The sequence below is a fragment of the Aeoliella mucimassa genome, assembly GCF_007748035.1.
GTDB classification, from domain to species: domain Bacteria; phylum Planctomycetota; class Planctomycetia; order Pirellulales; family Lacipirellulaceae; genus Aeoliella; species Aeoliella mucimassa.
In genome coordinates this window covers 512,751-533,149 of record NZ_CP036278.1, presented here as the reverse complement: position 1 = coordinate 533,149, position 20,399 = coordinate 512,751, and the positions used below count along the sequence as shown (strand labels likewise).

At 59.8% G+C, this 20,399-nt stretch carries 16 protein-coding genes; 8 read left to right on the top strand and 8 right to left on the bottom strand.

Annotation, left to right across the window (positions count from 1 at the left end; all coding sequences use genetic code 11):
* The first annotated feature begins 74 nt into the window (after positions 1–74).
* A complete protein-coding gene (rlmN, locus tag Pan181_RS02135; protein WP_145245269.1) occupies positions 75–1,118 on the top strand; it encodes a 23S rRNA (adenine(2503)-C(2))-methyltransferase RlmN in 1,044 nt (347 codons plus the stop codon).
* Between the two features lie 111 nt (positions 1,119–1,229).
* On the opposite strand, the gene Pan181_RS02130 is transcribed toward rlmN, so the two are convergent.
* From Pan181_RS02130 to folK, 4 genes are all read right to left on the bottom strand, one after another.
* Positions 1,230–2,198 carry a PDZ domain-containing protein gene (locus tag Pan181_RS02130; protein WP_145245268.1) on the bottom strand — a complete coding sequence of 323 codons (969 nt, stop codon included), beginning with the start codon at positions 2,196–2,198 and terminating at the stop codon, positions 1,230–1,232.
* A gap of 254 nt (positions 2,199–2,452) precedes the next feature.
* Positions 2,453–3,739: a prolipoprotein diacylglyceryl transferase gene (locus tag Pan181_RS02125; protein WP_145245267.1), complete on the bottom strand. Its 1,287-nt coding sequence runs from the start codon at positions 3,737–3,739 to the stop codon at positions 2,453–2,455.
* Between the two features lie 37 nt (positions 3,740–3,776).
* The gene (gene panC / locus Pan181_RS02120) at positions 3,777–4,622 is read right to left on the bottom strand and encodes a pantoate--beta-alanine ligase (protein ID WP_231943729.1); all 846 of its coding nucleotides are present in this window, start codon (positions 4,620–4,622) and stop codon (positions 3,777–3,779) included.
* A gap of 168 nt (positions 4,623–4,790) precedes the next feature.
* The gene (gene folK / locus Pan181_RS02115; RefSeq protein WP_145245265.1) at positions 4,791–5,579 is read right to left on the bottom strand and encodes a 2-amino-4-hydroxy-6-hydroxymethyldihydropteridine diphosphokinase; all 789 of its coding nucleotides are present in this window, start codon (positions 5,577–5,579) and stop codon (positions 4,791–4,793) included.
* Between the two features lie 822 nt (positions 5,580–6,401).
* On the opposite strand from folK, the gene hemE reads away from it, so the two are divergent.
* Entirely contained in the window at positions 6,402–8,321 is a 1,920-nt protein-coding gene (gene hemE, locus Pan181_RS02110) for a uroporphyrinogen decarboxylase (protein WP_145245264.1), read from the top strand.
* Positions 8,322–8,335: 14 nt separating this feature from the next.
* A complete protein-coding gene (locus Pan181_RS02105; protein WP_145245263.1) occupies positions 8,336–8,902 on the top strand; it encodes a hypothetical protein in 567 nt (188 codons plus the stop codon).
* 94 nt (positions 8,903–8,996) lie between these two features.
* Here Pan181_RS02105 and Pan181_RS02100 read toward each other — a convergent pair whose 3' ends face one another.
* Positions 8,997–9,626 carry a PDZ domain-containing protein gene (locus Pan181_RS02100; RefSeq protein WP_145245262.1) on the bottom strand — a complete coding sequence of 210 codons (630 nt, stop codon included), beginning with the start codon at positions 9,624–9,626 and terminating at the stop codon, positions 8,997–8,999.
* A gap of 295 nt (positions 9,627–9,921) precedes the next feature.
* Complete coding sequence (locus tag Pan181_RS02095) at positions 9,922–10,167, bottom strand: hypothetical protein (RefSeq protein WP_145245261.1); 246 nt, start codon at positions 10,165–10,167, stop codon at positions 9,922–9,924.
* A 465-nt stretch (positions 10,168–10,632) separates the two neighbouring features.
* Here Pan181_RS02095 and Pan181_RS02090 point away from each other — a divergent pair, with 465 nt between their 5' ends.
* Both Pan181_RS02090 and Pan181_RS02085 read left to right on the top strand, forming a co-directional pair.
* Positions 10,633–13,248 (top strand): Tex-like N-terminal domain-containing protein, encoded by a 2,616-nt coding sequence (locus Pan181_RS02090; RefSeq protein ID WP_145245260.1) that lies wholly within the window; start codon positions 10,633–10,635, stop codon positions 13,246–13,248.
* 140 nt (positions 13,249–13,388) lie between these two features.
* Complete coding sequence (locus Pan181_RS02085) at positions 13,389–13,868, top strand: hypothetical protein (RefSeq protein ID WP_145245259.1); 480 nt, start codon at positions 13,389–13,391, stop codon at positions 13,866–13,868.
* Between the two features lie 42 nt (positions 13,869–13,910).
* Here Pan181_RS02085 and Pan181_RS02080 read toward each other — a convergent pair whose 3' ends face one another.
* The gene (locus Pan181_RS02080) at positions 13,911–14,714 is read right to left on the bottom strand and encodes a polyprenol monophosphomannose synthase (protein WP_145245258.1); all 804 of its coding nucleotides are present in this window, start codon (positions 14,712–14,714) and stop codon (positions 13,911–13,913) included.
* A 169-nt stretch (positions 14,715–14,883) separates the two neighbouring features.
* On the bottom strand, positions 14,884–15,432 hold the full coding sequence (locus tag Pan181_RS02075; protein WP_197528839.1) for a TPR end-of-group domain-containing protein: 549 nt from the start codon (positions 15,430–15,432) through the stop codon (positions 14,884–14,886).
* A 1,360-nt stretch (positions 15,433–16,792) separates the two neighbouring features.
* Between Pan181_RS02075 and Pan181_RS02070 the strand changes: the two genes are divergently transcribed.
* The 3 genes from Pan181_RS02070 to Pan181_RS02060 all read left to right on the top strand — a co-directional run bounded on the left by Pan181_RS02070 (position 16,793) and on the right by Pan181_RS02060 (position 20,325).
* The gene (locus Pan181_RS02070; RefSeq protein WP_145245257.1) at positions 16,793–17,053 is read left to right on the top strand and encodes a hypothetical protein; all 261 of its coding nucleotides are present in this window, start codon (positions 16,793–16,795) and stop codon (positions 17,051–17,053) included.
* Between the two features lie 148 nt (positions 17,054–17,201).
* Positions 17,202–19,568, top strand: coding sequence for a hypothetical protein (locus Pan181_RS02065; RefSeq protein WP_145245256.1), 2,367 nt, complete (start codon positions 17,202–17,204; stop codon positions 19,566–19,568).
* 124 nt (positions 19,569–19,692) lie between these two features.
* Complete coding sequence (locus Pan181_RS02060; protein WP_145245255.1) at positions 19,693–20,325, top strand: hypothetical protein; 633 nt, start codon at positions 19,693–19,695, stop codon at positions 20,323–20,325.
* Positions 20,326–20,399: the final 74 nt, after the last annotated feature.

The window sequence follows — 20,399 nt, the reverse complement described above, 5'->3', positions numbered from 1 at the left end:
TCTGAGGGAGCTTCCGGAATGACATCCGGCAACGGCAAACTAGCCTCCTACTCGATTCTCCATACGTCCAATTTATGCACCTGTTAAACGACATCGACGGACAACTGGCCGAGTGGGCTGCTGCGCGTAAGCTGCCGAAGTTTCGCATCAAGCAAGTTCGGCGATGGCTGTTCGAGGGTCGTGCTGGCGACTTCGAGTCGATGAGCGACCTGTCGAAGAAACTTCGCGACGACCTGGCCGACACCTTTACGTTGTGGACCTCCACGGTTGCCAAACATACCCAGGCCGACGATGGCACCGAGAAACTGCTGCTCACCCTCGCCGGCGGGGGGCAGATTGAGTGCGTGCTGCTCCGCGATAAGGTGCGTCGCACGCTTTGCATCAGCACCCAGGTTGGTTGCGGTATGGGCTGCGTGTTCTGCGCCAGCGGACTCGATGGGGTCGATCGCAACCTGACGACCGGCGAAATCCTCGAACAAATCCTGCTGCTACAACGCCTGCTCGACGACGACGAGCGACTGAGCCACATCGTGATAATGGGCATGGGCGAGCCGCTGGCCAACTTGCCAGCGCTGTTGCCGGCCTTGGAGTACGTTGCCCGCGACGATGGACTCGGCATTAGCCACCGCCGGATCACCGTGTCGACCGTGGGATTGCCGAATTCGATTCGCAAGCTAGCCGATCTCGATACACGATACCGCCTGGCGATCTCGCTGCACGCCCCGAACGACGCGCTCCGCGACGAGATCGTACCGGTGAATCGCAAGATGCCGCTCGATGATATCTTGAACGCAGCCGACTACTACTTTGAGCGTAGCGGGCGGCGGCTTACGTTTGAGTACGTGCTGCTAGCCGACCTGAACGATCGCCCGGAGCACGCCCATCAACTGGTCGACCTGCTGCAGGGACGCACCGCGCTGGTGAACGTGATCCCGTACAACCCGGTGTCGGGCTTGCCGTATCGCACTCCGTCGAGCGACGCCCAGCAAACGTTCCGGCGGATTCTGGAAGAGGGAGACCTCGCGGTGCGGTTCCGGCATCGCAAAGGGGATAAGATCAACGCCGCGTGCGGGCAGTTGCGCAGAGGAACCAACGAGTCGCTTACTCAGATCGATTAGGGCAACACTTCACGGTCCTTTTGCGCATGAAAAAGGGGCCAGGGAAAGCAGTGAATGACTTTCCCCAACCCCCAGGTGCTAGTTGACGATTATTCGCTAGCGGATCTCTGTTCAGGCCCGCTCGTCTTCTTCAATCTGGTTGTCGAGTTGCTGCTCAAGCCGGCGCAGTTGGTTTTCCATCTGCTGCATCCGCTCTTGCATCTGGCGTTGCAGTTCGTCCATTTGCGGCATCGGCTGCGCCGATCCACCTGGCTGCTGCGAGAAGAACTGGAAGTTCATCTGACCGTTGGCTTCGCTGTTGAGCATCCGCTCGACGACCGGTTGCAGATCTTCCGGTAGCTCATCAATGGCTGCTTGGTCGCCGCCATCGATTTCCCACCGCTCGCCATCGCGCTCAATCACGATATGCGGGGGACCATTGTCTTGTCGTTGAACCTGCACCGACATGCTGTTGGTACCCGGTTGTAGTCCGTTGAACCCAAACCCAGCGTTCGGCATCGCATGCGGCAGTAGCGGATGCTGCTGCGACTGCGGGCGCTCGGTCGGCGTGACAAACACGGTTTGTGGCTGGCCATGGCGAATGATATCGAGCGAAAACCGTGTGAACTGGTCGCCCGAGTGATCGTTTACCGCATTCACCAAATCTTCCATCGTACGCAGGTCGCTACCATCAGCAGCAACTAACACGTCGTGCACTTCGATGCCCGCTTCTTCGGCTGGGCTACCTTCCCACACATGCTCGACGACGAGTCCCACTTGCTCGGGAAGATCAATGTGCGCCCGCAGGTGATCGCTCGCGGGAGCAACCGCTACACCAATGTAGTAGGGAGAGGTTTGTCGAGTGATGTCGGCTGGGTTACCAGGGAACAAAAACATGCCAGGCCCATTGGCCGAGCGACGCTGCAGCACCTGAGGGCCACCGAGGATGCCGGGCAGCGGATCGTTTTGCTGTGGATCGACCGGAACCACTCGCCCTTCGTCGGCGCCATCGTCCTGCGCGACTGCCAGCGACAGGGTGACTCCTACCGCCAGCAAGCTGGCCAAGGCTACCGACAATACTCTTTGCCATGGAATGTTCATTTTCTGAGTCTCCTTTGTTTGCTCAAAAACCGACTCGTGCGTTTACGTTCAACCAGGCGTTCCGCCATTTGCAAGCATAGCTTGCTGGTAGTGCGTATAATGCAACGCTGCCGCCTCGAATCGGGGGCTCCCCCCAAGGGGGGGGTGCGTTCGATCAGAAACGGCAGTGTCTGTGTGGTGCCATCCAGCTGTATTTCAGCTCACCATAGATCTTCTACGCAGCCCACTTGGCGGTGGTTCGCAGGGAGAAAAATTTAAGCGGGCAAGGCTGCGGGGCTTTCGGCGTCGAACACCCGTTGCCGCGGTTGGCGGCTGAGATACAGCCAGAGCAGCCCGGCCGATGCTAGCAACAGCAGGCTCACGTTTTGCGAAATGCTCAGCCCGGTACCGAGGAACGAGGCCTCGTCGATGCGAATCATCTCGAGCAGGAACCGGGCGATCGGATACAGCGTGATCATCAAGGCAAACACCTCGCCATCGCGCCGGCGGGCTGGGTAGAAGCTCCACAGCAGCCAGGCCATCAGCCCTGCGTTCACCGAACTGTAGATCTGCGTGGGATGCACCGGGAGCGACCGGGCGGGAAGCGGTTTTGCCGGCAGCGTGATATCGGGCTTGTCAGCCAGATGCACGCGGAGCGGCACCGGTTCGACCATCACGTTGCGAAACGTCTGCCCGACGTCATCGAGATTGCTCACCTTGTAACCATCGAGCCCCACGAGCACGTCGTCCACGGCGATGCCAGCGTCGGCCGCCGCCGAGCCTTCGGTCACCCGACTGATCACCAGTTGCCCCTCGCGCTCGGTGACGTACATGCCAAAGAACTCGCCATGCGACAACTGCGTGCCGTACGGAGGGCTGTAAGCCATCTGCCCTTCCTGGGGAAACGTCACCGCCCACGGCAAATCGACCACGCCACCGAAGCAGCAGCCGTTCAGCAGGCAGCCGATTCGTCCGAGCGACAATCCAATCAACAAACTGGGGGCCAGCAAGTCGGCCATCGCGAGCATCGGCAGCTTGTGTCGCCAGGTGAACCACACAAAGGCCACGGTCGCGCCGAACAGCGCCCCGTAGACCACGAGCCCACCATTGGCGTACTTCAGCGCTTCGACGAGCGCAACGTTCAGCGGCAACGGGGCGTACACCCGCTCCCAGTATTCGATCACGTAGAATAACCGACCACCGGCGATGCCGAGCACGAACATCGTTAAGGTGAGCGAAAACAACAGATCGGTATTCAGTCCCGCTTGTTTCATGCGAACGTACGCCAGCAGCAGTCCTGCGGCCGACGCGGCGACGAGCATCACCCCGTAGCCACGCACGGGAAACCCGCTGGGAAACACCCGCGGCATGAACAAGATGCCGAGCGCGACGATGCCGAGCACCGGCAGCGCGCCGAACACCTCGGCCTTGCCGTTGGGCCGCCGCCAGACGATGGCCGCCCACACCGCAGTGACCACCACCAGCAATGCTAGCAACAGCCCCACGCCAAACAGGGGAATGCCGAACAGCTTGCTCGGTACGATGAATAGATTCGTGCACATGGTGAGTCACTCGGTGAAGAAAGGCAATTCGCGGGTTTTAGCCGATCACCAAGTTATCGATCAACCTTGTTTGTCCCAAATGGGCCGCAATCAGGATGACCGTCGGGCCGGTCACCTCGTCTACCAGTTCCACGGTATCCTGGCGAACGAACGCGATGTAGTCGAGCACGAACCCGCCGACCTCGTTCAGATGCTGTTCCATCGCTGCGGTAAGTTTGGCGACGCTCCGCTCGCCGGTGCTAGCAAGCTGTGCAGCCAGCTGCATGCTGTCGTGCAGCGCGGTGGCCCGCTTGCGCTCGTCGGGGCTCAGGTACGCATTGCGAGAACTCATCGCCAGTCCGTCGGTTTCTCGAACGGTTGGGCAGACCACGATGTCGATCGGCACGTTCAGATCCCGCACCATCTGACGCACCACCAACGTTTGCTGATAGTCTTTGTGGCCAAAGTACGCCCGATTGGCTGGCACCAGCTGAAACAACTTGAGCACAACGGTCGCCACGCCGGCAAAGTGCGTAGGTCGGCGTTCCCCTTCGAGCGGCCGCGACACGGCGCCGACGTCGATCGAGGTGCCATAGCCTTGCGGGTACATCTCGTCGACCGCCGGGGCGAACACGATGTCGCAACCACACGAAGCGAGCTTCGCCGCGTCGGCTTCGAGGTTGCGCGGGTAGCGTTCAAAGTCTTCCCCAGGCGCAAACTGCGTCGGGTTCACGAAAATCGTGGCCACCACCAAGTCGCATTGCTCGCGGGCGGCGTCGATCAAGCTCAGGTGCCCCGCGTGCAAGGCTCCCATGGTCGGCACCACGCCGACGCGCTTGCCAGAGAGTTGGGCCGAGTGAATGAGCTGGCGAATCTCAGCGCCGGTATGGACAATCGACGGCATCTTGGTACTGGTCATAAAAGCAAAACACGATCAAACGGTGGGCAAACGCTGCGGCGGCCGGCAATTCGGCGGGAAACACTGCTGGCATTCTATCCGCTACCCCACGATGCACGAAACGGTCGCGCTTACGCCGCTTTAAAGGGCAGAAATCAAATCGCCCCGCCCGCACTACGCGCGATCCGCCCTCACTTCACTGCGACACAACTCGGGCCAGGCCAACTCGACTGCGGCAATTGTGTCGAACAGCACCTCACTTCGCGCATCGGCCATGACCGAAAGCGTCGGGACACCTGGTCGCGTCGCCCCGCGGCGCACGACTAGCTCGATCGCCAGTCGTGGAGTCGGCAATGGCTCGCGACTTTCCCCCAGCACCAAACGCAACGCATCGCGACCATCGTTTTGGATGCGCATTGCGGAAAACTCTTTGGCAATTTGTTCCGCGTGATACTGCCGCGCGTCGCTGCTGCCGCCGTAGATCGACAAGCCGCCGTCGGCTGTGATGAGCGTCGTCAACAAGTCAGAAAGGGTAGTTTGCAACCCAGGGTGCACCCAGTCGCCGGCGATTTCAACGGCTGGCTGTAGCACGAACGGGCGAAAGCTCATCCGTGGGTGAGGCAGCACCAGCGTTTCGCTAACAAGCTGTTGTTGATCGACCAGCAGCAAATCAATGTCCAGCGTTCGCGAGGCCCACCGCACCATGCGCTCGCGGCCGAATTGCTGCTCGATGCCGTGCAGAGCCGCTAGCAGCGCGGCGGGCTCGAGTGTGGTCTCCACCACCGCAGCTGCGTTCACAAACATCGGCTGCCCAGTTGGTCCGCCGACGGCCGAAGTTGCATGCAGCTCGCTGCGTCGCACCAACGAGGTATGCGGCAAATCGTCGATCGCTGTTAGTGCGTTTTCGACGGTTGCTTGAGAGTCACCCAAGTTGGAACCGAGGGCCAACAACGAGTGAACCATGCGAGATCAATACAGGAGGGGCGAAGGTGAAAAGTGCTACGAATCGCAGCGAAAAGCCCCACAGCTAAAAGATAAAGGGGAGGGTATCCTGAGCCCACGACTAATGTCGCCAAGGTCGATCCATCAGTTGAGCTCCCCGTTACACATTAGCGCACTCCGTGCGCAGTTGAGCATAGTGGGGAAACGAAAACCGCAGTCATAACCCATCGTCAGTCCGTTCCCTTGACCGACGTCCGCCAGGAAAAGTAGTTCTCGTTACCGACAAGCCGCGATGCGAGTTTCAATCGTTGAACACGACAACTGCCGAACTCCGTCGACGTGCTGCCGCTACTGCGCGCGGTACTCAAGAATGTCGGCCAAAGGTCGTTCCAAGCCAGTGGCCATTGATTGAGAAACTACTCCGAAAGTTATGAGTAATCGAAAGGATAAACCCTATTTGATTTAATATCAACAGGTGAGTTTTATCGATTCGTGAACTAGTACAAGGTTGGTTCGTCAATTGGTTGTCACGTCCACTGGGAGCTATTGTGCGAAGTCACCAAGAATTGTCAACGTCTCTATTCGTTCTTTTTTTAAGCCCTTGTTTTCAAAACAATTTCGCGCGCTCCTGCGATATCCTAGATGTAATTATCAAGTTTGTAGACGATTGATTTCGCGATATGGCTTACCGCCATCTCCAATTGCCGACCATGGTTGCGCGATGAAAACTCACCTACAATAACCAGGCGACAAGGATTGACATTTTCCGCTCCCGGCGAACCATTGCGGACTCCATTCACTATCCATACGTTTAGTATCACTCCCCCTCGGATCACTCACTCGATGCCTGACCAATCGCGCAACTTCGCTGGACTTCACGTCGCTTCGTTTGAAAGCCGTCGCGCCGACGACATGCAGCGACTCATCGAGCGAGCTGGCGGGCAGGCCCACGTGAGTCCCTCGATGCGCGAGGTGCCGAATCCCGACCCCCGCCCGGCCATCGAGTTCGCCAATCGGCTGATGACCGGGCAGATCGATCTGTTCGTTTTGATGACCGGCGTCGGCACCCAGCATTTTGTCGATCAGGTCGAGCGGCACGTCGGCAAGCAGCGATTGCTCGACGCGATTAGCGACACCACCACGCTAGTCCGTGGTCCAAAGCCAACCGCAGTGCTCAAACAACTCGGCATCACCCCGTCACTCCGTGTTCCGGAACCCAACACCTGGCGCGAGCTCCTGAACACGCTCGACGCGAGCTTCCCCGTGGCCAACCTGACGGTCGGTCTGCAAGAGTACGGCGTCTCGAACCCAAGCTTGATCGCCGGGCTCGAAGCCCGCGGTGCGAAGGTCGACCAACTGCAGGTCTACACGTGGGACTTCCCGGAAGACTCCGCCCCGCTCGAAGCCAACATTCGCTTGCTGGCCGATGGCAAGCTCGACATCGCCATGTTCACCTCGGCCAACCAGGTGCACAACGTGCTGAAGATGGCCGACGACCTGGGACTGGCCGATGCAGTGCGGCAAGCAGCGAGGCAAACTGTGTTCGCTTCGATTGGTCCCACCTGTAGCGACGCGCTCCGCGAATTGGAACTGCCAGTCGACTTCGAAGCGTCGCCACCGAAGATGGGCATCCTGGTCAATCGCCTGGCCGAGCAATCGCACGAACTGGTCGCTCGAAAGCAACGCGTCGCGACGCTCTCCACACTCACCCCGCCTGCGGAGCAGGCCGACCAACCGTACCAGCAGAGCGCGTTCCTCAAAGCCTGCCGCGGCGAGCCAACCGATTACACGCCGGTGTGGTTGATGCGACAAGCAGGCCGCTACATGCCTGAGTACCGTGAAGTCCGCGCGAAGGTCAGCTTCCTTGAACTCTGTCGCAACCCTCAACTCTGCAGCGAAGTGATGTGTACGGCGGTCGAGTTTCTCGGCGTCGACGCGGCCATCATCTTCTCCGACCTGCTGCCGATTCTCGAACCGATGGGGCTCGACCTCGAGTTCGCTCCTGGCGATGGTCCCGTGATTCACAATCCGGTTCGCGAAGCGAGTGATGTCGATCGGGTGTTCGACCTCGAGAGCATCGACTCGCTCGACTACGTGATGGAAACGGTCAAGCAAACGCGGGCGGACCTGCCTGCCGACTTGCCGCTGATTGGCTTTGCGGGGGCTCCCTTCACGCTGGCCAGCTATGCCATCGAAGGGGGCTCGAGTCGCAATTACCTGCACACCAAAACGCTGATGTACCGCGACCGCTCGGCCTGGGACGCCCTGCTGAGCCGCCTCGCCCGCTCGGTCGCGTCGTACCTGAACGCTCAGATCGCAGCCGGCGCGCAAGCAGTGCAACTGTTCGATAGTTGGGTCGGCTGTCTTGGCCCCAGCGACTACAACACCTACGTCGCGCCGCACGTGAAGTCGCTCATCGCGAGTCTCACGCCGGGCGTGCCGGTCATTCACTTCGGCACCGGCAACCCCGAACTGCTCAAGCCGATGGCCGACGCTGGCGGGCACGTAGTAGGAGTCGACTGGCGAATCGATCTCGACGAAGCGTGGCAACGCGTTGGGCACGACCGCGCGGTGCAAGGCAACTTGGAACCGCTGGTGCTGCTGGCCGATCGCGATACGATTCGCGCCCGCACTCAACAAGTGCTCGACCAAGCGGCCGGCCGCCCGGGGCACATCTTCAACCTCGGCCACGGCGTACTGCAACAAACCCCGCCCGACAACGCGCGGGCACTGGTGGATATGGTGCACGAGTTGAGCTCTTAAGAACACGTGCCACGATGGAAAGATCAACTGCCATAAAATTTCGATATGCTATCGGAATCACCTTGGTGAGCTTCGGTATCGTGACGCTCGTGATTCTAGCGGTCGGGCTCACGACGCTTACGAATCAAGGCCTGAAACCTGAAGAGTGGATTGCCATGGCGATTTTGGCAAGCATTGGCACTCTTCTACTAACCTTTGGTATTCGGCAAGTCCGAATTGCTGAACGAAGCGAATCCAATTCAACCGAAGCAACAAATGACCATTTCAAAACACTGCAAAATCGCTTCGTAGAAGACCTAAGTAAGCATCCAACCATTCGGAGCTCAACTCATGCAAGCCTTCAGCATAGGTTCGCCAACTTCGACTTAGGCAGACTTAACTTGTGGGGATGGTTGCTTTTCCTCGCCACGCTTACCTTCCTGGGACTGGAAATCGCTGTAGTGGTTACTTTGTTTGCTGGCAACATCGACAGACGCCTCATGCATGGAATTGGTCTGGTCTTGCTAATCACGACCGTTGGTTTCTTCGCGGCAGCCAAATCTCTTCTTGCTGCAGTCGGTATTTCCATCTGGCTCGATTGAGCTTCACCTCACTCGCAGCGCACAAAAAACCGGTCGGCATCCCGCGGGACACCGACCGGTTGGTTATGTAGAACGCCGTACGGCGGTTGTGGTCTTAGTTACCCTTCTTGATCAGGTTACCGAGATTGGGAAGCTGAACCTTGGCGACGTTGCCGACCTGGATGGTGGTTCCGGGGTTGTAGTTCTGAGCACTACCATGACCATGGTTGCTGTTCTTGGGCACCTGGTGCTTCAACGTGGGAGGGGCCACTGGCATGCTCTTCGGGGTGATGGGGCCAACCGGGTTGCCGATCACGCCGCCGCCGAGGTAGGTGGTGCGATACACGACTGCTCCGGAGCGAACGTCGCGGATAGCCAAAGTTACCGAACCGCCCTGTTGCATGGCACTGTAAAGGGCCTGATTCCAAGAACCGTGGTAGGTCAGCGGGATGCCGTTGAGCGTCAGGATGGTGTCGCCCGGCTCCAAGCCGAGCTGCGATGCGCGGCCGTAGCAGTTGACGTGAGTAACGCGTTCGCCGTAGCCGGCGATGTTGTAGCTCTGGAAACCGAAGGCAGGCAACGGAACCGTATCGGGAACCGGTTGCACGAAGGGTTGCACTCGAGGCTGAGGCTGAGCCTGAGGAGGACCACCGATGAACATCTTGGCGGTTTGAGCCGAGCTAGTAGCGGCGAACGAAACGACAGCAACACAAACAAGAGCGGCGAAAGTAGTGAAACGTGACATGACTGGGTCTCCCATGCGAAAGAAGGTGGAAAGTGGTTTCCGGCGTTGGCCGGTCATGCCATACCGTTAAGGCAACCACAGTGCCAGAAGCCCCGACCGAAGCCGCGACAATCGCATTAAGTTGTTTTCAGGAAACAACTTAGGAGAAAACCAGGTTTTTCGGCACGTCGCACCATCGCGGCGCATCCATCTGCAAGCGCAGTCGTTATGATCACACGGAGAACCAGCCTGAGACTGCCAGGCCCCCTAATTCGTGCCGAACACGCAAGGCGAGCCTGATGACGCGGGTTGCTGACTATGCAGGACGATTGAAAAAGCGGTACGCGAGCAACACTTCGTACAGATCGTTGGAGATGGTGATGTGATCTTCGTCGAAATCGGACAACCAGGTCCTTCTACTCGCATACGCGTCGGCTAGCAGTGCCATGACTTCGCCTGCCGGCCGAGTCACCTTCTTCCGCTCCGAGCTTTGCAGCTCTGGTTCGGCACCTTCGGTGGGTTGTTCCGGGCCACGATACAGTCGAAGTCTGGTAGCAGGCATCGGCGTGAATCCTTCACTTCAATCGTTGGGGGTAGACGAGCGGCCGGCATCTTTCCGGCTCGGTTAACATCGGGTAGCCCATCAGCGAGCAATTAGCCCGATTGGCGGTATAGGCCGGTTTTGAGGAAAAAAACTGTTTTAACCGCTAGCAATGCTGCCGGGATTTCTTGACAGGTTCGGCCCGAGCCATTCAAAATACCCTGTGAAAACCTGTATGATGAATCTTTGATAGCATTGCATTCCCATCCCATCGTTGAGCGAGAGAACCGAACCATCGCATCCTCTTCTCGATCTACCTATTGGTCACTCGCCGACGTTTTGAATAATCCCCCCATTGTCTTTTGAATTGCATTCGTAAACTTCAGACCTTTCCTTTCTGTTCGAGCCACGAGCCACTAGCTACTAGGTTCGTCTATCACCCCTTCCTCGGGTGACACGTGTCGCTCGCCTGTCACAAGGCTTTTCATGGATTCCTCTCTCGCAGTCGATCTCACTAGGGTTGCCCGGTCCACTAAGTTGCCAGTGGAACAAGTGCGCGCCACGGTCGAGCTACTCGACGCAGGTAACACCATTCCGTTCATCACCCGCTACCGCCGCGATCAGACTGGCGGGCTTGATGAAGAACAAATCGAACACATACGCGCCGCGGTGGCCGATCTGCGAAACTTGGAGGCACGCAAGGGAACCATCCTTCGCTCGCTTGAGTCGCAGCACAAACTCACCGACGAGTTGCGGGCCAGTGTCGAGGCGGCCGAGACGCTCCGGCGCCTCGAAGACCTCTATCTGCCGTACAAGCCAAAGAAGCAGTCGCTGGCTTCCAAGGCTCGCGAGCAAGGGCTCGAACCGCTGGCCATGGAGATTCTCGACCAGGCCGAAGCGGCCCAGGATCTCGACGCCCGGGCGGCTCAGTTCGTTAGCGAAGATCGCAAAGTCGAAAACGGTGCGGCCGCGCTGATTGGTGCTGGCCACATCCTGGCCGAGCGGTACAGCGAGCAAGCGGAGTTGCGTCAACGACTGCGCAAACTGTATCGCAAGACCGGCAAGTTGGTTGCGACCAAGATTTCGGACGATCACAAGAAGAACGCCCAGTTCAAAGACTATTTCGACTATCGCGAACCACTTTCGCGGGTGCCGCCCCATCGGGTGCTGGCCATCAACCGCGGCGAGAAGGCCAAGGTGCTTCGCGTCGGCGTGGAATGCGACGCCGCCGCGCTCGAGCAGTTGGCCATCGAGCAAGCCGTGCCCGCCGAGCACGCGCATGCCGAGTACCTGCGGGGCTGCATGAAGGACGCCCTCGAGCGGCTGGTGTTGCCGAGCCTCGAACGCGAATCGCGCCGGGAGCTGACTGACAAAGCCGAGACCCACGCGATCGAAGTGTTCGCGCGCAACTTGCGGGCGCTGTTGCTGCAACCACCGGTGCCGGGGCGACGCGTACTGGCGATCGATCCTGGTTATAAGAACGGCTGCAAGCTGGCCATGATCGACGAGCATGGCAACCTGGTAACCATCGGGCTGGTGAACATCACCGGCAGCGAAGAGAAAACCGCCGAGGCCCGCACACAGTTGCTCGAGTTTATCCGCGAGCATTCGCCGTCGGTGATTGCCATCGGCAACGGCTCGGCTTGTCGCCCGACTGAGAACATGGTGAGCGAACTGCTGGCCGGCGAACTGGCCGACACCGAAATTCAGTATGTGATTGTTAACGAAGCCGGCGCCAGCGTGTACTCCACCAGTGCGATCGGCCGCGAGGAGTTCCCCGACTGCGAAGCGATCGACCGCAGCGCGATTTCCATCGGTCGCCGCCTGCAGGATCCGCTGAGCGAGCTCGTGAAAATCGATCCGGCCAGTATCGGCGTTGGTCTCTACCAACACGACGCGAAGCCGGCCCATCTGAAGGACACGCTCAACCAAACAGTCGAGTCGTGCGTGAGCTTCGTGGGTGTCGACGTGAACACCGCCAGTAGTGCGCTGCTGAAGAACGTCGCAGGTCTCAACCAGTTGGTCGCCCGACGCATCCTAGAACACCGCACCGAGAAAGGCCCGTTCCAGTCGCGTCAGCAGCTGCTTGACGTCAACGGGCTAGGCGAGGCGACGTTCGTGCAAGCCGCTGGCTTCTTGAAGATCGACGGCGGCGACAATCCGCTTGATACCACTTGGGTGCACCCCGAAAGCTACGCAGCCGCCGAGCGATTGCTGTCCGAGCTTGGCATCGAAACTTCCGAGGTTGGCCGCGAAGGTTGGGCCAAGAAGTTTGCCGCCGCGCTCGAAGGACGTGACCGCGCCGAACTGGCAGCCAAGCTGGAACTCGGCGAGCACTCCGTTGCGCAGTTGATCGAAGCCCTCGAGCGTCCCGGCCGCGACCTGCGTAGCGACTTGCCGCCGCCGGTGTTCCGCCGCGACGTGGTGAAGCTCGACGACCTGGAAGTCGGCATGAAGCTCAGCGGCACTGTGCTGAACGTGGTCGACTTCGGAGCGTTCGTCGACGTCGGCCTGTCCGACTCAGGTCTGGTTCATGTGAGCCAGATGCAGAACGACTACGTTCGCGATCCGCATCAGGTCGTATCGGTCGGCGATCAAGTCGACTGCTGGGTGACCGCGATCGACACGGAGCGCCGTCGGGTCGCGCTGACGATGATCGAACCTGGCACCGAACGTCCTAAGCCCGAGAAAGCTCCTCGGCGACGACCGAAGCGGCGACCGCAAAAGCCGAAGACCGACAGCTCCGGGGCAAAACCAGGAGAAGCCGCTCCGGCCGCTGGCAGTGGCGGTGGCGAGCAAGGCGCTTCCGCCTCGACCTCCTCGCGCCCACCCCGCAGCGGTGGTGGTCGTCGCGACGACTCGCGCGGCTCGGCTGGCGGTGGCGGCGGCGGACGCCGGGGCGATCGACGTGGCCGCCGCGGCGAGAAGCCTCAACGACCCCGCACTGGCAGCTTCGAGAAGCGAGCCAAACGCGAGGTGGTGCCGCTCACCAAGGAGATGGAAGAGGGCAAAGAAGCGATGCGAAGCTTCAGCGATTTGCTGCAATTCCACAAAAAGCAGTCGACGAAAGACAAGCAGGACGATTCGAACAGCGGCAGCTAATCTTGCCGAGATTTGCCGAAGGCCCGCTGGCTACCGATCCCCGTTCCGCACGGAACGGGGTGGGCGGAGCCCCGTCGCTGGCGTAGAATTGGCTGTTTCGCCCTTTCGCCCCCCTGCCCTATCCCCCTTGTTGCCGCTCTATGGATTTTCGCCAGCGATTGCAGATTGCCACCGAACGAGGAAAACGCGCCCGCGACGAACGCGAGCAGCGCGAAGCGGCCGCGGCGATGAGCGAGGAGGAACTCCGCCGGTTGCACTCGAACTATCGGTTGGAACTGACCGATCACATCGAGCACTGCCTTGCGCAACTGTCGGATAACTTTCCCGGCTTTCGCTACGAGACCGTGATGGAAGAACGCGGCTGGGGCGGCGCCGTGACTCGCGACGACCTGGTGCTCGACCGCGGCAAACGCAACAACGCTTACAGCCGAGTGCAACTACTGGTCGGCACCTTCAACACGTACCACGTGCTCGAGCTGACCGCCAAAGGGGCGGTGCGGAACAAAGAGAACTTCAATCGCCAGTTCTTCCGCAAACTCGACGACACCGACCTCGATGAGTTCAAGCAAATCATCGAACGCTGGGTACTCGACTACGCCGAACTCTTCGCCGCCGCTTAGCACGAAGCTAAGCTTCTTCTTCCATTGCTGTTAGCGGAACACTCACGAAACTCCTTCCGCTTCACTCACACTCGCTTTCGTCACGCGTTTACTGGTCAGGCTTTCGAGGCTTAGGCTGGCGATCACCCTCAAGGCAGCGAAGACTTCGCCGTAGTTGATTTTCGACTGCCCGTAGCGGCGGTCTTCGAACACGATCGGCACCTCGGCAAAGCGGCAACCGATCCGCCGACAGCGGTACAGCAGCTCTTCGAGCACTGCGTAGCCGCGGGCTTTGAACAGGCTGAAGTCGAGCTCGCGCAACCGATCGAGTCGGTAGCAACGGTAGCTGCCGCTGGTGTCGCGTACCGGCAATCGCAGCAGCGTGCGAGCGTAGGTGTTGATGGCCCAGCTCATCGCCCGGCGTTTGAATCCCCAGTCCACAGTACCGCCGCCGGGCACGTAGCGCGAACCGATCACTACGTCGGCGTGGCCCATCGCTGCGCGGATGGCGGGTATGTACTTCGGATGATGGCTAAAGTCGGCATCGAGGTTAAGCCACTGGTCGTAGTGATGCTCGATGGCGTAGTTCACCGCTGCCAGGATGGCGGTGCCGAGCCCCTGCTTGCCGGCTCGGTGCAGCACACGAAACCGAGGGTCGCTCTCGGCCAGTTGGTCGGCTAGCTCGCCGGTGCCGTCGGGCGAGCCGTCGTCGACTACCAGTATGTGGGCGTCGGGTGCGTGCTCGTGAATCGACTCCACCAGCGGCGGTAGATTCTCGCGCTCGTTATACGTGCAGATCGATACCAGAAGCTGCGGACCAGGCTCCGACGACAACGAGGCAGACTCAGACGATGCGGCAGTATTCAACGGACTCTCAGCGATAAACGTGCGGAGCGGCGCGATGGTCGCCTGTACCTGCTACAGGCCACCCGTTCTACGCAAACCTACCAGTTCCGCGGAGAGCGTTCTAGCGGGCCGGCGATCGTATCGCCGGATGTTGCATGCAGCCGAGTAGCTGACTTGACTAGCGAATCACTCACACGATCAGGCTAGTGAGCAACTGAAAGTCGGGATCATCACGCATCGCGTCAAAGTCCGACTCGTAAGGCACCAGGTCCAGGTAGTTGCCATCGAGATCGAGCGCGCGACTCAAGCACCGGAGCGCCCGGCGACGATTGCGAGCCAAGCTCCAATAGCAAGCCAGGTTGTAATGCAGAATCGCTTCGCGGGGGTCGCTCTCCAGGGCGACTTCCAAGGTCTCGATCGCATGCTTCAGCCGACCGGTTCGCTTGTAACACCATGCCAGCGCGAGGCTCGCATGCATGTCTTCGGGCATGAGCTCGATCGCCCGTTCGAGTGGTTCCGCGGCTTCGTTATATCGCTCGACTTCGCGCAGTGCTTCGCCAAGCAGGTAGTTGGCCCTGGCGCTGTCGACAACGACGGTTTGCCGGCGACGCAGCACCATCGCTGCGTACTCAGGGAGTCCTAGTTCCAAGTAACCTTCCGCTTCGCGGATCGCACGAGTTGTACGTGAATTGCGTTGGGGCATGATGATGTTATGCACGTGAGAGGGCAGCTTGTTCACAGGCCGAAAGCTTCCTTGCACACGGCACGCGCTCTGTGGTGTGAGTGCATTCTATGCACTCATTCCGTAGGACCCAAGCACTAATTTTAAAATCGCGTCGCAAGTACTTGGCATTACTCGACTAACATCCAAAAAACGAGTTGCGCGAAGCTACTGCTTGTAATCGCCTGGTAATCTGTGGCGCATTGGACACTCTCTTGCTGCGCGCACGGATGCAAATTTTCGGAATTACTGAAGCAATAATTGGTGCCGAATAGCGAGGCTGTAAAGCACCAACCAACACCGCGCGAAGATAAATAAAAATGCGATTGCATACTCGTTCGTACAAGCCTCGCGAAAGCGGACCGAACCGCAAGTTGCGGATTGGCAGCCTCAGCAGGTTGGGCATGCCTGCTTGCCTTTGCACTCCACCCAAGTCCGCTAACTTGCCGCCGGATCAGAATAGATTCCCACGCCGTGCGAATAGATTCCCAATTTACCCACCGATGGGAAAATTGAATCTTCGCCCACGCTGCAAAACCAGCGGTTTTCGCGCCCCAATAGATTCCCATTTCCCAAAACGCATCGAGTGGGAATCTATTTTCGCGATGGGAATCTATCGCAAGTCGTTGACCGGTAACAAGTTGCATCAACACCTCCGCGATAGTTGCCCAAAATAGATTCCCATGGGTGGGAAACTATTGTTGGGAGGAGTCAGGATTCGGGGGTCAGGAGATAGGGGATGTCATCTTGAGGGAGCTTCCAGCGACTGAAAGATCTCAGCGAGTCACTTCACACGCATTACCAACGCGCAAGTTGTAGGATGCGGTCCAGGAGCGACAGCGACGCAGCCCCATCACCCAAATTACCAACACGCGCAGCAGCCAGCGCCCACGCCAGCAACCATTCGCCTGCGCGTCGCTATGAGTCTGCCATTCAAACAAGCATCACATCTCGCAAACCTCCTTTCACCGAAAGCCAACAGCCGAAAGCGGATAGCCAAAAGCCTCAAATACCTATTCATTAGACCACTATCAGTGGCCAATTTCCAGCGAAAAACGGCCCAATTGTCGAACCGGTTTGCCCTCGGCTACTCGGCAAGCGGCTCGTTGCTTCCTAGCGACACGTGGCACTTCCGCGACGCGCACCCACAGCGATGAGGTGCTTTTGCCACACCAGCGACTCGGTGCATTGGGCGGCGAAACGCCCTAAGTGCCGTAATCGCAAGCACTTGCATCGCATCGCGAGCTTCCCCCCGCGGCTCTGGCACGACGGCTGCGTTTACCCATCCCCAGCATCCTTCTTTCGTCTCCAGTGGTGCTGCCTGGGTTCTCTCTGGCAGCACCACTCGAGCGATTCTCTTCGCTGGTGGGCAAGTCCGTTGCGTAGCATCCTTTTCATCACGTTGTTTTTGCTATCGGTAGGAGCGATAGCGGCCGTGGTGCCAACGCGCAACGATCTCGAGACTGAAATGGCCCACTCTCCCACGCAACTCACGTGGGTCCGCACCGTCGACGGGTGGGAACAGCCGAGCAGTTGGCAAACCCCGCCGCCGGTCGAGCCGCCGCTGCATCCCTTTGTGGTCACAGGGTTTGTGACGTTGGCTGGCATCGCGGTGCTGGTGGCAACGCACCGCTCGTAGCGATTTTTTCGCCTTTGTGGCATTTTCTTGCACGGATCGGTCGCCGAGTTGCCACTAACTCTTATGGATACGCGCGGTTCCGCGTACCCTCGCCCGCACGCAAGCCGTACGGCGAACCGAGTGATGCCTTTTACTCCCTGCGAATACCATGCGACTTACCCTACGCACCCTACTGGCTTATATGGACGATATTCTTGATCCCGCAGATCAAGAGAACTTGGCCAAACAGGTAGCTTCCAGCGAGAACGCGACCGAACTGCTGCACCGCACCCGCGATGCCATGCGGCGGCTGCGTCTGGGCGCCCCTCCGGTACTCGGCGATGGCATGGACCTCGACCCCAACGCGGCAGCCGAATACCTCGACAGCACGATGTCGGCCGACGACATGTCGGAATACCAGCAGGTCTGCTTGGACTCCGATGTGCATCTTGCCGAAGTGGCTTCTTGCCATCACATCCTGACAATGGTCCTCGGCGAACCGGCCGAGATCGACCCCGCCATGCGCGAGCGGATGTACGGCATCCCCACCCGTGTCGACGAGTGGCGCAAGCTGCGACTCGATGCTCCCCACCCCATGGCCGGCGCAGCCACCGCCGAAGCGGAGGCCGAAGCCCCGGTGGAAACCACTCCCGCCCCGGCCGAGAAGGTCACCCCCAAGAGCACGCTGGCCGAGCCCCACAAGTCGGAAGTGCCCGACTACCTGCGGGCGAGCGAATCGTCGTCGATGGGTCGCTACGCGCTGATGTTCGCGGCTGCCCTGCTGCTTGGCTTCGGCGGCTTCATGCTGTTCGGCCCCAACGGCATGCTCAACTCCGACAACTCGTCGGAAACAGAGGTCGCCCAGGCCGATGCGAACACCCCCGCGCCCGATGCTGGCACTCCTGCAGCGCCGGTCGATCCCGAAGAGAATGTTGAGCCCGAGGTACTTACGATTGATGCTCCCACCGTTCCAGGTGGTCCCGACGAACTGACTCCGGCTCCCGCAACCGAAGACGAGCAAGACGACTTTGTACTACCGGTGATCACCGGTCTGGATGGCCCGCTCGAAGATCCGACTCCCGAAGCCGTCGTCGAAGAAATGGTACCGGTCGTGGAACCAGCCGACGGTGACGAAGCGATGGTCGACTCGACTCCGGCGATTGAAGTACCACCGCTCGAAATACCCGACACGGCTGTCACGCCTGACGTGGTGGTGGAAGAGACCACCATCGTCGAGCAACCTCCCGTGACCGATGCGGCCGACACCACCGAACCTCTCATTGCGATGAATCCCAACAACGTGGTCGATCCGTTGGTGGATCCGCTAGTGGATCCGACGGCCGACCCCTCGGTCGATGCCGCCGAGATGGAATCAGCCACCGACGAAGCCACTGAGCCTGCTGGGCCGATGCCGCTGGGCACCGTGGTAACTTCGCAGGAAGTGCTGCTCCGCTGGGACGAAGCGAAAGGGGCTTGGCTCCGTTTGCCGACTCGCCCGAGCATCATCGAAGGCGACCACCTGCTGTCGCTGCCGACCTATCGACCCTCGCTCGCGTTGGCCTCGGGTGCCTTGCGTGTAGAGATGTGCGACGGGGCGAATGCAGTGGTTAGCTATGGCGACGATGGCAAGATGCCGCGGATCGCGGTGACCTATGGCCGCTTCCTGCTGCTCAACACCGGGATGGAACCGGTAGAAGTGGAACTAATGATCGGCGACGAGTCGAAGAAGGTAGTGATGGAATCGACGGCCGTGCTGGCCTTGGATGTCGATCGCCCCTTCATCCCCGGCGCGGATGTCGAGAACTCGCTGGGTGCATTCCACGCGATGCTCTACGCTCCCACGGGCAACCTGACCTGGGGCACCCTGCCGGTGGCCACGGCCTCGCAATGGGAATGGCATGATGCCGCGCCGGTGGCGTTGACCGACGACGCGGGTTGGCTCGAAGGCAAGTCGCTCGACTACCTGGAGAAGAACGTATCGAGTTCGTTCGAAGAGCAACTCGACACCGAACGCCCCGCCCGCATTCAGTTGCTGGAACTGTTCGAAACCTCTCGCCGTCGCGAAGACAAAGCACTCGCGGCCACGTGTGCGACGCATGTTGGTCAGTTCGTACCCTTCGTGCAAGCGTTGGCCGACACGCAGCAGCAATCGAACTGGGACGACCACATCACGCAACTTCGCTTGGCGATGTCGCGTAGCACCCAAGCGGCGAAGCTGGTTCACCAGACGCTTACCGAGCAACGAGGTGCCGACCTGGCCGACGACTTGTTTAACATGCTTCGCGGTTACACTCCCGCGCAAATCGGCACGACCCCCGATCAGGTCAAGAGCGGCATCACCCGCCAACTGATCGATTGGCTCGAGCACGATCGCCTGGAGTATCGCGTGCTGGCCATCCATAACCTTAAGCAAATCTATGGTGGCAAGACGTTGGGCTACAATCCGGTAGTCACCGAGCCTAATCGTCAGCAACGCGCGGTGAAGCTCTGGCGGACCCGTTTGGCCGACAACGAACTCGTGCCCGGCGGACGGTAACCCGACCTATATACCCACCTCCTACGGGTGGCTAACTGCGACATTCTGACACACTGGCTAGCGAAGTGTGCGTGAACTGTAATAATGGTCTGTTTTCGCACACTCGCCCCGTTTGTCGGTTGCTATGTCGCTGGTTCGCCACCGCCGATTCATCGCTGCGCTGCTGCTGACTGCCTTCGCAGTCGCTGCGGTGGGGGTGCCGCTCGACTTGCCGCGGATTGCGAAACGCACGATCGAACGCTATCCGTGCGAAAACTGTAGCTGCGGCTGCGATTCGGCGCTGGTGTGCTGGACCAACTGCTGCTGCCATACGCTTGCCGAACGCCTCGCGTGGGCGCGCAACGAAGGTGTGCGGCCGCCGGAGTTCGCCCTGGCCCTAGCCCGCGAGCAACGGCTGAACGTCGCCCCCTGGATCGAGGAACCAACCGTTTGCGAGTCGACGACAAGCTCGCCCGAGACATGTGCAACCAGCACCAAGTCGAGCAAGCCTTGTTGCTGCTGTTGCCAATCCGCCGAAACCGCTGCGACGGAAGAAGTCGCCGATGCCGCGGAGCCTTGCAGTCGCACCTCAGCCTGGCAAGCAGCCACCTGTGGCGGAACGCTGAAGTGGTGGCTCTGCATGCTGAAGACCACTCCGCCCGAAATCCAAATAGCCTGGCCAGCCGCGTCGCCTGAGCGACTCGTACCGCTGGCTGGGAGTCTTTGCAGCTCGATGTCTTACGAGCCTGCCACGCCCCCTCCTCAGCACATCAGCTGAATCGCGACAATTTTTACTGTCCGCATTCACCGCGCTCGAGCTGCGCGCCTTGCCGACCTGGCTTGGCCTGACGT